Annotated in this window: 10 protein-coding genes and 1 pseudogene; 2 read left to right on the forward strand and 9 right to left on the reverse strand. The window is 74.9% G+C overall.

Features of this window, described 5'->3' with window-relative positions; translation table 11 throughout:
* Positions 1 to 3: 3 nt before the first annotated feature.
* The 3 genes from OHA86_RS02265 to OHA86_RS02275 are packed head-to-tail and all read right to left on the reverse strand — an operon-like array spanning position 4 to position 2,592.
* Entirely contained in the window at positions 4 to 1,020 is a 1,017-nt protein-coding gene (locus OHA86_RS02265; RefSeq protein WP_329171972.1) for an NAD(P)/FAD-dependent oxidoreductase, read from the reverse strand.
* Complete coding sequence (locus OHA86_RS02270; protein WP_329171974.1) at positions 1,017 to 1,529, reverse strand: isoprenylcysteine carboxyl methyltransferase family protein; 513 nt, start codon at positions 1,527 to 1,529, stop codon at positions 1,017 to 1,019. Before OHA86_RS02270 ends, OHA86_RS02265 begins: the two co-directional genes overlap by 4 nt.
* Positions 1,530 to 1,539: 10 nt before the next feature.
* Positions 1,540 to 2,592 (reverse strand): type III polyketide synthase, encoded by a 1,053-nt coding sequence (locus tag OHA86_RS02275; protein WP_329171976.1) that lies wholly within the window; start codon positions 2,590 to 2,592, stop codon positions 1,540 to 1,542.
* Positions 2,593 to 3,185: 593 nt separating this feature from the next.
* Here OHA86_RS02275 and OHA86_RS02280 point away from each other — a divergent pair.
* Positions 3,186 to 4,025, forward strand: coding sequence for a UbiA family prenyltransferase (locus OHA86_RS02280; RefSeq protein ID WP_329171978.1), 840 nt, complete (start codon positions 3,186 to 3,188; stop codon positions 4,023 to 4,025).
* 10 nt (positions 4,026 to 4,035) lie between these two features.
* On the opposite strand, the gene OHA86_RS02285 is transcribed toward OHA86_RS02280, so the two are convergent.
* Together OHA86_RS02285 and OHA86_RS02290 are read right to left on the reverse strand one after the other, a co-directional pair.
* Positions 4,036 to 4,449 (reverse strand): cupredoxin domain-containing protein, encoded by a 414-nt coding sequence (locus OHA86_RS02285; RefSeq protein ID WP_329171980.1) that lies wholly within the window; start codon positions 4,447 to 4,449, stop codon positions 4,036 to 4,038.
* A gap of 161 nt (positions 4,450 to 4,610) precedes the next feature.
* Positions 4,611 to 6,134 carry a hypothetical protein gene (locus OHA86_RS02290; RefSeq protein WP_329171982.1) on the reverse strand — a complete coding sequence of 508 codons (1,524 nt, stop codon included), beginning with the start codon at positions 6,132 to 6,134 and terminating at the stop codon, positions 4,611 to 4,613.
* Between the two features lie 327 nt (positions 6,135 to 6,461).
* Between OHA86_RS02290 and OHA86_RS02295 the strand changes: the two genes are divergently transcribed.
* Positions 6,462 to 8,057 carry an FAD-dependent monooxygenase gene (locus tag OHA86_RS02295; RefSeq protein WP_329171983.1) on the forward strand — a complete coding sequence of 532 codons (1,596 nt, stop codon included), beginning with the start codon at positions 6,462 to 6,464 and terminating at the stop codon, positions 8,055 to 8,057.
* 128 nt (positions 8,058 to 8,185) lie between these two features.
* Here the strand turns inward: OHA86_RS02295 and OHA86_RS02300 are convergent.
* The 4 genes and pseudogenes from OHA86_RS02300 to OHA86_RS02315 all read right to left on the reverse strand — a co-directional run.
* A pseudogene (locus OHA86_RS02300) lies at positions 8,186 to 9,179 on the reverse strand (DUF692 domain-containing protein); the annotation flags it as partial.
* Entirely contained in the window at positions 9,176 to 10,009 is an 834-nt protein-coding gene (locus OHA86_RS02305) for a TIGR04222 domain-containing membrane protein (RefSeq protein ID WP_329171984.1), read from the reverse strand. The gene OHA86_RS02305 and the pseudogene OHA86_RS02300, both read right to left, overlap by 4 nt.
* Before the next feature lie 418 nt (positions 10,010 to 10,427).
* On the reverse strand, positions 10,428 to 12,986 hold the full coding sequence (locus tag OHA86_RS02310) for a polysaccharide lyase family 8 super-sandwich domain-containing protein (protein WP_329171986.1): 2,559 nt from the start codon (positions 12,984 to 12,986) through the stop codon (positions 10,428 to 10,430).
* Between the two features lie 110 nt (positions 12,987 to 13,096).
* A complete protein-coding gene (locus OHA86_RS02315) occupies positions 13,097 to 13,561 on the reverse strand; it encodes a universal stress protein (RefSeq protein ID WP_329171987.1) in 465 nt (154 codons plus the stop codon).
* Positions 13,562 to 13,570: the final 9 nt, after the last annotated feature.

Raw genomic sequence — 13,570 nt, forward strand, 5'->3', positions numbered from 1 at the left:
GGGTCAGGACAGCCGGTGGACGGCGGCGGCGAAGAGCGCGGGGCAGCGGGCCGCGGCGGGCACGATACGGCGGGCGGACCACGGCCGGCCGCGCAGCCACAGCAGCGAGCCGGTGAGCAGCCGGTAGTCGCGCGAGGCCCGGCGCCACGCGCGGTCGTAGTCCTGCGGCCGGTCGGCCACCACGCAGCGCACCAGCTGGTGCGCCGCGGCCAGCGCGACCGCGACGCCCTCGCCGGTCAGCGCGTCGACATACCCCGCCGCGTCGCCGACCAGCAGCACGCGGCCCGCCGCCCGGGTACGGACCCGCTGCCGCATCGGGCCCGCGCCGCGGGCGGGTGTCACCGCGTCGGCGGGCAGCCGCTCCAGCAGCCGGGGGAAGGCGGCCAGGTGGCCGGCGAAGGGCGCGCGGTCGCCGGTGAGCACCGCGACCCCGACCAACCGCGGCCCCAGCGGGGTGACATAGGCCTCGGCGCGGGCCGACCAGTGCACCTCGACGCAGTCCGTCCACGGGCGTACGGCGTAGTGCCGGCGCAGCCCGTAGCGGGCCGGCCGCGGGTCGGGTCCCGCGCCGAGCCGCAGCCCGCGCCTGATCGGTGAGTGCAGGCCGTCGGCCGCGGCGAGATAGCGGGCGGTGATCCCGGCCGCGGTCACGCTGTCACCGTCCTGCCGGACCCCGTCGACCCGCAACGGCAGCACGCGCACGCCGAGTTCGGCCGCGGTGGCGGCGAGCGCGGCCTGAAGTTCGGTACGCCGTACCCCGCGCCCGGGACCGGTACGGAAGCGGGCCTCCGCCCGGTGCCGCTCGTCGACGTAGCGGATGCCGTGCAGCGGCTGGCCCGCGACGGTGACGCCGAGCGCGGCCAGCGAGCGGACGGCGGAGGGCATCAGGCCCTCCCCGCAGGCCTTGTCGACCGGCCCGGGGCGCGGCTCGGCGACCACCACCTCAAGTCCCGCCCTGGCGGCGTGGATCGCGGTGGCGAGCCCCGCGGGACCGCCGCCCGCGACCAGCAGGTCGATCACGTGGCCGCCAGGCCGAGCGCGGCGTTCTCGCAGCGCAGCCGGACCGTGAGCAGCCGCGCGTTGGCCAGTGTGAAGCACAGCGCGGTGATCCACGCCCCGTGCACCAGCGGCAGCGCGGCGCCCTCGACCACCACCGCCAGGTAGTTGGGGTGCCGCATCAGCCGGTACGGCCCGCGGTCCACCAGCGGCAGCCCGGGCACGACGATCACCCGGGTGTTCCAGCGCGGTCCCAGCGCGGCGACGCACCACCAGCGCAACACCTGCGCGGCCAGCACGAGTACGAGCATCGGCACGCCGAACGCGGGGATGAACGGCCGCCCGCCGTAGTGGACTTCGGCCAGACAGCCGGCCAGCAGCCCGGTGTGCAGCAGCACCATCACCGGGTAGTGGCCGCCGTCGTGCTCGGCCCCTCCGCGGGCGAAGCTCCAGGCCGCGTTGCGGCGGGCGATGTTCAGCTCCATCAGCCGTTCGAAGGCAACCAGCAGCAGGAGCAGGGTGTACGAGGGCATCAGGCGGTACCTACCAGCGCAGGAGGACGAGTTCGGAACAGAAGCCGGGGCCCATCGCCATCAGCAGCCCCGGGCTGCCGGGCAGCGGGCGGTCGCCGGCCAGCGTGTCGCGCAGGATGTGCAGGACCGAGGCGGACGAGAGGTTGCCGACCTCGGCCAGCGAGCGCCAGGTCGCCTCGAGCGCCCTGGCCGGCAGGTCCAGCGTCTCGCGGACCGCCTCCAGCACCTTCGGGCCGCCCGGGTGGCAGACCCACCCGGTCACGTCCTCCGGCTTGAGGTCGTGGTCGGCCAGGAAGCCGCGCACCTCGGGGCCGAAATGGCGCCTGACCAGGTCGGGCAGATCGCTGCCCAGCACGATGCGGAAGCCGTCGTCGCCGATGTCCCAGCCGAGCAGCCGCTCGGTGTCCGGGTACAGCCGGCTGCGGGTCGCCACGACCTCGGGACCCGCGGCGGCCCGGTCCCGGCCGACCGCCACCACCGCGGCGGCGCCGTCGCCGAACAGCGCGCCCGCGACGACGTTGGCCGTCGAGGTGTCGTTGCGCTGGAGCGTCAGCGAGCACAGCTCCACCGAGAGCAGCACGGCGACGCCCTGCGGGCGGGCCTCCAGGTAGTCGTGCAGCCGCGCCAGGCCCGCGGCTCCCGCGACGCATCCCAGCCCGAACACCGGAACCCGCTTCACATCCGGCCGCAGCCCGACCCGGCCGGCGATCCTGGCCTCGATCGAGGGTGCGGCGATACCGGTGACGGAGGTGGAGATGACGAGGTCCACCTCGTCGGGCCTGATGCCGGCGTCGGCCAGCGCACCCGTGACGGCCTGCTCGCCCAGTTCCTGGGCGACTTCGATGAAGCAGTCGTTGGCCTCGCCGAAGCCGTGCAGTGTCGCGTAGCGCTCCAGGGGCAGGGCGAGGCGGCGCGTACGGACGGCGGACGCGGCGTGCACGCGCTCCAGCACCGCGCGGGCGATCGGGGGCGCCGCGCCCAGGCCCGCGAGTGCTTCCGTGATCTCGTACTGCTCGTACTGATGCGGCGGAAGCACCGCATGCACGGCGCCGATTCGCGTCATTTGGCCAGCATATGTACGGGCCGGGCGAATCCTGGCGGCTTAGCCCGGTGTGTCGGCCCCTCGGGCGCCGCCGCCGCCCCCGGCGGGTCTGTCCCTGCGGCACGCGCATGCCCGCGGACCGGCGAGGGCCTGCTCCCTGCGGCACACGCATGCCCGCGGACCGGCGAGGGCCTGTCGCGCAGTTCCCCGCGCCCCTGGGGGTGCCACTTCCAGTGGCGTGCACAGTGCCGCCGCATCGTGGCTGGGCGCGCAGTTCCTCGCGCCCCTGAGGGTGCCACTCGGCGTGGCGTTCGGAGTGCCGCTTGCACCGTGGCTGGGCGCGCAGTTCCTCGCGCCCCTGGGGCCCTCTGCGGCAGAGGAGTCGAGCCCCCGTAGGGGCGCGGGGAACTGCGCGGGCAACCACGACGCACCGCACGGTGCAAACGCCCGCCGCAAGTGGCAGCCCCATGGGGGCGCGGGGAACTGCGCGACGAGCCCCCACCGGGCAGCAGGCGACAGGTCACCGCGAGTGGCGGTCACGCAGGGGCGCGGGACGCGGGAGGCGTCGGCGTGGGGGCCGGGGTGGGGAGGGGAGGGCGGCCTAGGGTGGCGGGATGGGTGGTGGCAGCGGGGTGGTGAGGGCGTGTCATCCCGAGCCGACCCTCTCGGTCACCGCGCTGATGACCGCGCTGTCCGCGGCCTCGGGCCGCGGACCGACCGCGTGCGCCCTGATCGGCGCAGCCGTCATGTGCGGGCAGTTGTCCGTCGGCTGGTGCAACGACCTCGTGGACGCGGCCCGCGACACCGCGGCCGGCCGCACGGACAAGCCGCTGGCCGCGGGCACGGCGGCCCGGGGCGCGGTCGCGGCGGCCACGGCCGCCGCGCTGGCCGCCTGCGTCGTCCTCTCGCTGGCCGCGGGAAGAGCCGCGGGCGCGGCCCATCTCACCGGCGTGGCGGCAGCCTGGGCGTACAACCTCGGGATCAAGCGCACGGCGGCCTCCTGGGTGCCGTACGCGCTGGCGTTCGGGCTGCTGCCGGCGTTCGTGACGCTGGGCCTGCCGGGCCGCCCGTGGCCGCCCGCCTGGGCGATGGCGGCGGGCGCGCTGCTCGGCGTGGGCGCGCACTTCACCAATGTGCTGCCGGACATCGACGCCGATCTGGCCGCCGGAGTCCGCGGCCTGCCGCAGCGGCTGGGCCGGCAGCGCAGCCGCGTACTGGCCCCGCTGCCGCTGCTCGCCGCGTCCGCGGTGCTCGTGCTGGGGCCGCCGGGACCGGTCGGGCGGGCCGGCTGGGCGGCACTGGCGGTGACCGCGGGCCTGGCGGCGGCGACCACCGCGGCGACGTCGGCGGGCGCCAGGCCGGGGAGCCGGCTGCCGTTCCTGGCCACGCTCGGCATGGCGATGACCGCCGTGGCCCTGCTGGTGCTGAACGGCGGCTCGCTGGCCCCGTCCTGAGCCGACGGCGTCAGCCGACGGTCAGGGTGCCGGCCATGAACGGGTGGATCGCGCACATGTACGGGTAGGAGCCGGCCTTCGCGGGCGCGGTGAAGGTCTTCGTGGCGCCCGGCGCGATGTCACCGGTGTCGAACGCCTTGGCGGCGGTCGCGGTCACCGTGTGGGTCGTGGAGTCGTTGTTGGTGACGGTGACGACCGCGCCCGGCTTGACGGTGAGCGTCGCCGGGCCGAAGGCGAAGTTCTTGATGCCGATACGGTCGGCGCCGCCGCCCGCCGCGGACGAGGAGGCGGGGGCCGACGCGCTCGCGGTCGAGCCCGACCCGCCGTTGCCGGAGCTGGAGCAGCCGGTGAGCGCCACCAGCAGGCACACCGCGCCGAGCACTCCCCGCGACCGCGTCCTGGGTCCCCGCACCGCTCCCGCCATGGCCACCTCACCGGTCGTGGCGCCCCGGCGGGCGCCTCCCGGCCAGAATCCGCCCCGCACGCCCGCGCCGCCCGCCGCGGCGGCCGCACGAGGGACGTTTTCACGCCAACGGCTGCGCTTCGGCGGGCGGCGCGGGGAGCGGTGCCCGGAATCCCGCGGGGTCAGAAGTTGTACGACTCCAATACGTAGGCGCATTCCGTATAGATGTAGCCGCTGCTGAACTTGTGGCTGTCTGCTATCGGCGTCGCGGAATCGGCGTCGTCGATGGGCTTCTGCATGATGTACGAGGTGCCGGCCGGCACGTGCAGTGTCCGCTTCGCGTAGTGCCTGCCGGTGTTCTTGCACGCCTGGCTCTGCGCCAGCGCGTCGCTCGAATAGCGCGAGCAGCCGCTGCACCCCTTGAGGGTGAAGCTGCCGGTGACCGCTCCGGTGTAGAGGATCTCGACCGCGTCCGGGCTGTCGTTGGTGAAGGTCACGCTGATCGAGCCGCCGGAGCCGAGGGTCGGTACCTTCTTTCCCGCCGCGGGCACCTTCGTGGCGATTTCCGCGGCTATCGCTATCTTCAGCGCGAGCGGGCGGTTCTTGTCATGCGGGTATTTGCCGGTGAAGTCGTTCATCGTGGTGAGCGCGTCGTCGAAACTGCCGCTCCGGTACTGCGAGAGACCGCAGTTGTACGTACCGGTCTCCACGTAGCCGTCGACCCGGTGGGAGTCGGCGGTGAGGGCGTCGGTGATGCCCGCCTTGTCACCGGGCAGGGCCGCGGCGTCCGAGCCGAGCGCGCGCAGCCGGTCGGTGGTGCCGCACGGGTCCGCGCCGCCCAGGCCCTTCGCGGTGGCGTCGATGTTCGCCCTCACCGCCGGCTCGACCTTGGCGGCCTGCGGGGACTTGGGGAATTCGGTGAGCAGTTGCCCGAGCTTCCCGCCGTCGGTCGCGGCGTCGGGAGCGGGGGTGGTCAGCTCGGTCATGCCGCATTCGTAGAGCGACGTCGCGAGCCGGTCGTCGGGCCAGCCGGTCAGCGAGCCGAGTGTCCTGCTGTCGACGTGCTGCGGCACCGTCCGCAGGTATTCCAGCGGGTCTATCGCGTCGCAGAACTTCTTCTGGTCGTAGGGCGTACCGATGACCGTGTAGAAGGTCTGCAGCCGGTCCGGCACCTTCTTCGCGGCCTTCGAGCCCCGGTGCTCGCTGTCCAGGTCCTGGTAGGAGCCGAGCGCCGAGTTGTAGTCGGACTTGGCGGTCTCGAAGGGCTTTGCCTTCGCCGCCTGCACCAGCTGGTCGGCCTTGTCCAGCCGGTCGAGCAGCATCTGCTGGGTGGCGTCGTCCTTGGCGCCGTTGTAGTAGACGACCGCGCCCGCGGGCACCACGAGCATCACCAGGCCGAGCAGCAGCGCCAGCGGGGTCTGCGACGGGAAGGACAGCCGGGTGCGCAGGCCGCGCAGGGCGCCGTGCACGACGGTCAGCAGCAGGAAGACCACATAGCCGGCCAGCACCCCGCCGGACACGCCGTCGGGGTCGGCGGGCAGGGCCGTCGCCACGAAGACGCCCGTCACGATCAGGGCCACGGCCAGCGCGATCCAGCGGCGGATCAGCAGATAGCCGAGCCCGAGGCCGCTCAGGTTGAGCACACCCACGGCGACCGCCCGCAGCGGGTCGGCCGGAACCGGCGGAACCGGCGGCGTGGTGGGCATCGGCGGTGGCCCCGAGGGCGGCGGCGGGCAGCCGCCCCCCGGCGGCGGCGGCGGGTGGCCTCCGCTCCCACCGCCGTAACCACCGCTCCCGCCCTGGTCGCTCCAGCTCACGGCAAAACCCCCCAAACTCGGTCCCCACCCCATGGACAAGCACGCACAAACGGCCGTGCCGTCCGCGCGAAGGCCCATTTATATCGGATGCGGGCAGTGCCGTGTCGGTTCCGTCCGAACTGACGAAGATGCGGCCGGGCACGGTCTGGCGCAGGCTTGACGGGCGGGGTGGACGAGCGGTGCGCGGCAGCACCCTCCCGACGCCGGGGAGCGACGATGGGCGACACCGAGGTACTGGTGGTGGGGGCGGGTCCCGTGGGGTTGACCGCGGCGGTCGAACTGCACCGCCGCGGCGTCGACTGCCGCATCGTGGACCGGCTCCGGGAGCCGCAGCCGTACGCCAGGGCGGTCGGTGTCCAGCCGCGCACCCTGGAGGTGTGGGACGCGATGGGTCTGGTGCGCGACGCCCTCGACGCGGCCGTCCCGCTCTACGGCCGGCTGACCTTCGTCAACGGCCGGCCCGGACCGCGTGTCGACCTGAAGCTGCCCTCCGACGTGCCGTACGGCTTCGCCGCGCTGCCGCAGTACGCGACCGAGCAGCTGCTGACCGCGCGCCTGGAGGCGTACGGCGGCCGGGTCGAGCGGGGCACGGAGCTGCTCGACGTCGAGCAGGACGCCGGTACGGCCGGCTCGGTACGCGCCGGACTCGGCACCGCAGACGGCACCGAGACGGTACGGGCGCGGTACGTGGTCGGCTGCGACGGCGCGCACAGCCGCACCCGGCAGGTGCTCGGGCCGGCCTTCGAGGGCGACGCCTTCCCCGAGGAGTACCTGCTGGGCGATGTCGCGGTCGACTGGGACCTGCCGCACGGCTACGCGGTCCGCTCGGTCCACCAGGACGCCGCAGGCGCCACCGGCGACCTGCTGGTCTGCGTCCCGCTGCCCGGGCCGGGCCGCTACCGGATGTCCATGCCGGTCCCGCCGGACCTGTCGGCGGCGCAGGGGCAGGGGGACGAGGCGGCGCACGGGCCGGAGTCCGGGCGCGCACCGGAGCTGCGGCACATCCAGGCCGTGCTGGACCGGCTGTCGCCGCGGCCGACCACCGCGCGGGCGCTGCGCTGGTCGTCCGTCGTCCGGATCGGCCACCGGCTGGTGGACCGCTACGCCGCCGGCCGGGTCTTCCTGGCGGGCGACGCCGCGCACATCCACCCGCCGACCGGCGCTCAGGGCATGAACACCGGTGTGCAGGACGCCTACAACCTCGCCTGGAAGCTGGCGCTCGCCACCCAGGGCGTCGCCGCGGACGGCCTGCTCGACAGCTACCACGCCGAGCGGCACCCGGTCGGCGCGGACGCCGTCTGGCGGACGGGACGGCACGCCGCGGAGGGCACCGAGGCGGAGGTCCTGCGCGAGGCACAGCTCCTGGTCGGCTACCGCGACAGCCCGCTGGTCGACGCCGATCCCGGCTGCCCCGAGCCGCTGCCGGGCGACCGCGCGCCGGACTGCCGGGGGCTCACCGGGGACATCGCCGCGTACCCGGTACGGCTGTTCGACCTGCTGCGCAGCCCGCACCACACGCTGCTGCTGTACGCCGACGCGGGTGCGGCGGCCGAGGAGCTGCGGGCCTGCGCGACGGCGGCGCGGACGGCCGCGCACGGGCGCCTGAACGTCTTCGCCGTCCTCGCGCCCGACGCGCCCGGCGACGGGCTCGGCGTGCCGCGCGTCCACGACCGTGACAACGGTTTCCGCCACCGGTACGCGGCGCGGTCGCCGGAGGCCGTCGTGATCCGCCCCGACGGCCACGTCTCCGCCCGTCTCCACCCCCCGGCGCCGGAGGCGCTGGCCCGGCACCTGAGCCGTACGTTCTCCTGACAGGTGCGGACGTCGCGGGCGCGCTCCGTCGGCGCCAGGCGTGCGGGTCCCCCGCGCACGGCCCTGACCTGGCGGCGGGCCGCGGTGTGCGGCGCCCCTCAGCGGCGCCGGCCGGTGAGGCGGCGCAGGAGGGAGGGGCGCGCGGAGTGCGTGGTGTGGGCGCGCTTGGCCGCCAGCGCCTCGGCCTGGACGCGGAGGCGTTCGGGGTCGAAGCCCGGCGGCGGCTCGGCGCCTCCGACGAGCGCGGCGAGCAGCCGCTCCTGCGCCGCGCCGAGCGCGGCCCGCTCAGCGGCGGTCATGCGCCGCCCGTCCCTTGGCGACGGCGCCGCGTATCGCGGCAAGTTCGTCGGCGAGCCCGGCGTCGGTCGGATACGCCCCGTCGCGTTCGAGCAGCACGCCCGGCAGCCGGGCCCTGCCCGCCAGCTCGGTGAGCAGGTCGAGAACCGGCTCGGCCACCGGGTGGGTATGGGTGTCGTGCCAGACGCCGTCGCGTTCGACGCCGCCCGCCACGTGGACGTATCCGAGCCGTTCCAGCGGGATTTCGTCGAGGACCTGGCGCGGGTCGATGCCGAGGTTGATGTGCGCGGTGTGCAGGTTGGCGACGTCGACCAGCAGCAGGGCGCCCGTGCGGTCGGCGATCTCGGCGAGGAACTGCCCCTCGGTCAGTTCCTCACCGGGCCAGGCCAGGAGGGGGGCGATGTTCTCCAGGGCCAGCGGGACGGGCAGGTGGTCCTGGGCGATCCTGACGTTCTCGCTGACGACGGTGACCGTGTCCCTGGTCCTGGGCACCGGCAGCAGGTGCCCGGCGTTCCAGTCGCCCGCCCGGGTGAAGGCGATGTGCTCGCTGACCAGCGGGGAGCCCAACGCCGTTGCGCAGGCGGCGAGATGGGCCAGCCGCGCGGGGTCAGGGCGCTCGGCGCCGCCCAGCGACAGCGAGACGCCGTGCGGCACCACGGGTGTGCCGCGGTCCCGCAGCAGCCGCAGTGAGGTGAACAGCCGCCGCGGGTCGAGGTTCTCCGCGATGGCCTCGACGAAGTCCACGCCGGGCAGCCGCTCGACGGTCAGGTCGATCGCCGGGCGCCAGCCGATGCCGTACTCGAGGTCGGGGGCGGTGGCCGTCATCCGCCGCACCCTCCTCCGCAGCCGCCTCCTCCGCAGCCGCCACCCCCGCCGCAGCCGGCGCCTCCGCCGGAGCTGTCCGACGAGCTGGACATGCCGCCGTAGAGCGCGAGGCGCAGGTCGGTGTCCGTGATGCCCGCGGCCCCGAGCAGCGCGACGCCCAGTACCGCCGCGGGGGCCAGCGAGTCAGCGCCGGACGGGGCGCCGCCCTGGCGGGCGCGGGCCAGCAGCCGGTCCCCGGCGGGGGTGCGGCGCGGGGTGGCGGCGGCGGTCACCCCTATGACGACGGCGCTGATCACCAGCTCAAGTATCAGCAGGCCGACCGGGCGTCCGTGGTCGATGCCGTGGACGAGCCGCGCCACACCCACGCAGAAGACGGCGGCGAGCGGCAGCAGCGCCACCATCGACCCGGCTTGCCGGCCGGGGGCCAGCAACAGGCCGCGGTCGATGGCGTTCCGGGCGATCCGCCGCACCGGTTCGCTGTCGCCCGCGTCGGCCCGCAGCGTCGGCAGATCGGCGGTCTTGGTGCGGTCGAAGCAGGTCAGCACGGCCTGCCGGACCGGGTCGTCGGCCGTGGCCACCCCGCAGGGCGTGATCTGGTGGTCCCGGCCGGCCCGCAGCAGGCCGTCCTCGACCAATGCTTGTACGGCGGTGTCCACGACCCGCGCGGAACCGCCGCCGACGACGGCGAGTGTGTAGACGTCGACCGGCTCGTCGCCCGCGCCGGGCGCGGTGTCGTGCCTCTTCCGGTACGTCGCCCGCAGAAGTGCGCTGCCGAGACCGGCGAGGAGGAATGCTGCCGCGTATGCGGCGAGGAAGTCGGGGCCGCTCATGCCAATCACCTCCGGTGGGGGTGACGCTTGTTGGCGCGGGGTGGTTCCGCGGGTCCCTCTCGGTGCTGGGTTGCACCTGCGGTGGGCTTGCGGCTGGTGCCGGGGTGGGGCTCGCGGCCCTGAGGGGGTGGCACTTCCTGCCGCGTTCACGGCGCCGCTGCACCGTGGCTGGGCGCGCGGTTCCCCGCGCCCCTCGGGGGATGCCACCTGCCGACGGCGCGTCGCCTGACGCCGCGTGGGGGCTCGGCGCGCAGTTCCCCGCGGCCCTCGGGGGGTGCCACCTGCGGTCGGCGTTCGACTGCTGCCGCGTGGGGGCTCGGCGCGCAGTTCCCCGCGGCCCTCAGGGGGTGCCACCTGCCGACGGCGTTCGGCTGCCGCTGCACCAGGCTGAGCCGGGCGTTGCCCGCGGCCCTCGGGGTCAGTGGAGGGTGGTGTGGAGGGTGTGGCCGTAGAGGTGGGTGGTGGTGGCCTGGATGGTCGTGCCGGAGCGGGTGGGGCGGATGTGGAGGCCCGGGGTCGGGGCCGTGGGGTGGAGGGGGCGGCCGTCGAGGTGGAGGGAGAGGGTCGGGCGGGTGGTCGTCGGGTCGGCCAGCGCCAGCGCCACCGTGCCGTCGGGGGCTTCACGGAGCAGGACGGAGGCGGGGCCGTCGATGGTGAGGCGGCCGACGCGGTGGGGGCCGGGGGTGAAGGTGTTGACGGCGAGCAGGCCGAGGCCGCGGTGGGTGACCGCCTGGACCGCGGTGGTGTTGGCGAGGACGGAGAGCGGGCCGTGGGCGTACGCCCGCAGTTGGCGTTCCGTCGCGCCGGGGACGAGGGCGTAGGCGAGCGCGGTGTGCGGGGCGCCGGGTTCCTGGTGGAAGGTCAGGGTGAAGACCTGCTTGGTGACGGGCGTGTCGGGGTTGGTGAGGCGGACCGCGCGGCGGCTGCGGGTGACGGTGTCGAGCGCGACGGTCGGCTGCGGCTGGTACGGGTCGAGCAGGACGTAGCCGACGGCGGTGCCCTGGTCGGCGTCGGCGTACCGCAGCCAGGCCAGCGGGGCGGTGCCGGTGCCGGACCAGGGGGCGCCGCCGCGTACTTCGCCGGTGAGGGCGACCGGGGCGGCGGGGCCGGCGATCCTGGCGTCGGCCGTGGTGGTGACGGCCCGCCCCGCGGAGTCGCCGACCCCGGCGGCGAGCACCACGATCTCGTCGTCGAGCATGAACCACGACCTGGTGGCGTCGGCGCTGCGGTAGGCGACGAAGTCCTCGGGGAGCTGTCCTGCCTGCTTGGCGGCGTAGGCCGCGTCGGGGGCCAGCACCATCGCGGCGGCCCCGTACGCGCCGAGGACGGCGCCGCCGGAGTGGGTGTTGGTGCCGCGGGGGAAGTAGACGTAGGTGTTCTGCGACTCGGAGGACGAGGTGAAGCCGGCGGCCGGGTTGTCGTACCACTGTGTGCCGTACAGCTCGGGGACGGTCAGCCGGGTCTCGACGGGTGCCGTGACGCCGGCCAGCCGGTCGGGCGGCACGGCGGTGAAGTAGTCGACGCCGAAGGCCCGGGTCTGGTCCTGGCCCGCGAGGTAGAGGTAGTGGGCGCCCGCGCCCTGGAACCACGGCGTCAGGTTCTCGCCGCTCATGTACTCGTAGCCGCTGATCCGGGTGGAGCTGCGGGCCAGGGCGAAGGTGTAGCCGGGGCGGCGGTGGACGCTGCGGTCCATGGCGGGGTAGGCGCTGTGCAGGGCCGCGGGGTTGATGTCGCGGGCCCGGATCGCCGGGTCGGCGAGGATGTCGGCGTAGCGGGCGACGCTGACCGGGGAGACGAAGCCGGCCGGGTCGGGCGCGGCCTTCGTCACCTGCCGCAGGTGTTTGGCGTAGCCGGCCAGTGCGGTGGCGCTGTCCCCCGGGGCGTAGCCGGACAGGTCGACGACCGCCTCGACGACGGCGGCCACGTCGGCGTATCCGGTGCCGGTCCTGGAGACGGAGCGGCCCTTGACGATCTCCGCCATCCAGCCCTCGACGATCAGCGGGGCGAAGCTGTCGGCGACCCAGCCGGTGACGACGCCGGCCAGGTCGCCGTCGCCGGGCGCGTAGCTCGTGCCGTCGAGGATCTTCACGGTCTGCACCACCCGGGTGAGCAGTCCGGTGCCGTACGAGCCGGTGTAGGCGACCGAGGCGTGCTGGAGGAAGGAGCCGTCGGCGTAGAAGCCGTCGGTGACGCCGTGCCGGAGCGCGTAGGGGTCGACGGTCGCGTAGACGGTGAGCTGGTCGGCGACGGCCTTGGTGACGCGGGCGGGGTCGCCGAGCGCGGCGCCCTGGAGGACGCGGTTGGTGGTGATGTCGGCGAGGTTCGCGCCGGTGTGGAAGCGCGAGTCGAGGTCGACGTCGCCGTCCTTGCCGTTGCGCAGATACGCGTCCATCGCGGCGACGTAGGTGGCGGTGAGGGCGGGCGCGGCCTTTGCGAGGCGGTCGGCGAGCAGGACCAGGGTGCGGCTGACGTAGCCGGAGATGCCGATCTCCCAGGTGAACCAGTTGCCGTAGTAGCCGGCCGACTGGTCGCCGTAGTAGCCGTCGTAGAGCCGGGTCAGGCCGTCGATGACGCGTTGCTGCACGGCGGTGTCGCCGAGGAGGGCGGAGCCGGGGGCGCGGGTGGCGAGCGCGATCTCGTAGAGGTACTGGAAGGACGTGCTCAGGTGCGGGTCGCTGGTGCCGAGGCCGACGCCGTGGAAGAGCTCGCCTGGGCCGGCGGTGTCCATGGCGGCGATCCTGGCGGCGGCGGTGGACTGGAGCGCGGCGAGCTTTGCGGCGACCTCGGGGCGGGCGTTGGACTCGGCCGTGCCGCAGAAGACGGCGGTGACGTTGCCGAGCAGCGCGGCCTGGTCGGTGGCGGCGGACGCTACGGCCGCGGCGCCCGCGTCCGCGGCAGTGGCGCGTACCCGGCCGGCCAGGGCCAGCAGGGTCCCGGCCGGGGCCATCGACAGCAGGGCGCGACGGGATATCTGCACGGCGGACGCTCCAAGCGGTCGGCGACAGCGGGGTGGCGCCGCCGTGACGGCGCCACCCGCATTGAAGCAACCTTGGCCCCACCTGTCACCGGAAGCGACAGCCGTCCCGGTCACGGCACCACGATCACCGGCCACCGCCCGGTCTTGACCAGCCGCACCCCGGGCGAGCCGAACAGCCGGTGCCGCAGGCCCCTGGACGCGCCGATGACCACCGTGTCCGCCCGCAGCTCGTCGGCGGTCCCGCTGAGCCCGGTCGCCACGTCGGCGGCGCGCAGGATGTGGAATTCCCAGCGCGGGGGCGGCAGGTCGAGCGTGCCGGCCAGCCCGGTCGCCACCCGGTGCCGCAGTTGCTCGGCGACCGCCAGGTCGTCGGCGTTGAGCATCCAGGCCGCCCCGGCGAGCATCGCGCTCGCGTGCACCGGCAGCACGTGGACCAGTACCAACAGGGCGTTCTGCCGGCGGGCGAGACCGACGGCGTAGGCGGCGGCCCGCCATGAGCAGTCGGAGTCGTCCACGCCGACCACGAGGACCCGGCTGCCGGCCCGCGGGGCGGCGGCCCGTTCTTCGAAGACCACGGCTCTGCC

Origin of the sequence: Streptomyces sp. NBC_01477 (assembly GCF_036227245.1) — a bacterium.
Taxonomy (GTDB): Bacteria; Actinomycetota; Actinomycetes; order Streptomycetales; family Streptomycetaceae; genus Actinacidiphila.